Source organism: Kitasatospora sp. MBT63 (genome assembly GCF_000710465.2).
In the GTDB taxonomy this organism is placed as follows: domain Bacteria; phylum Actinomycetota; class Actinomycetes; order Streptomycetales; family Streptomycetaceae; genus Kitasatospora.
The window spans coordinates 1-398 of record NZ_JAIZ01000483.1; the positions used below are offsets into that span (position 1 = coordinate 1).

At 65.1% G+C, this 398-nt stretch carries 1 protein-coding gene; it reads right to left on the bottom strand.

Going from position 1 to position 398, the window contains the following annotated elements; translation table 11 throughout:
* On the bottom strand, positions 1 to 398 hold a 398-nt coding region (locus tag AA75_RS49785), incomplete at both ends, for a hypothetical protein (RefSeq protein WP_033822730.1).

Genomic DNA, 398 nt, shown 5'->3' on the forward strand with positions numbered 1-398 from the left:
GGCGGTGAGGCCGTCGGTGGTGTCGTTGGCGAGGGTGCCGGCGGGGGTGTAGTGGAAGGTGGTGGTCTGTTCGTTTCCGGGGGTTTTGGTGGTGGCGCTGCGGCGTGAGCCGTCGGCCCAGTAGGCGATGCTCACCTGGGCCTGTTCCGGGGTGCTGATGGCGAGGGTGGTGGGCTTGTTGTCGGGGTTGTACTCGATAGTTGTGTTGTGCCGGTCTTTCGTCATGTTGCCGGCTGCGTCCCATACCTGGTCGGTCGTCGTGTCGCCTGTGGTGACGGCGGTGCGGCGTCCGGCGTCGTCGATGGTGTGGGTGGTCTGGGTGGTGTTTCCGTCCTTGTCGGTGACGGTGGTGTGGGTGACGTCTCCGGAGGCGTTGATGGTGTAGGTGGTGTCCTTCA